A 212-nucleotide genomic window follows, 5' to 3' on the forward strand; every position below is an offset into this window, starting at 1 on the left:
TCCGCCACACCCGCATATTTTGTTAAAATGGTGAGCCATGAAGGATTCGAACCTTCGACCCTCTGATTAAAAGTCAGATGCTCTACCAACTGAGCTAATGGCTCTTAATGGCTGGGCTAGCTGGATTCGAACCAGCGCATGACGGAGTCAAAGTCCGTTGCCTTACCGCTTGGCTATAGCCCATTAATTAAGAATGGTGGAGGGGGGCAGAT

General features: G+C 49.1%; 2 tRNA genes. Both read right to left on the bottom strand.

From position 1 onward, the window contains the following. Positions 1 to 28: 28 nt before the first annotated feature. Positions 29 to 104 (bottom strand) — tRNA-Lys (locus COI75_RS16725). 4 nt (positions 105 to 108) lie between these two features. Then, a tRNA-Gln gene (locus tag COI75_RS16730) sits at positions 109 to 183 on the bottom strand. Positions 184 to 212 lie beyond the last annotated feature (29 nt).

Source organism: Bacillus cereus, from assembly GCF_002564555.1.
GTDB lineage: Bacteria > Bacillota > Bacilli > Bacillales > Bacillaceae_G > Bacillus_A > Bacillus_A cereus_K.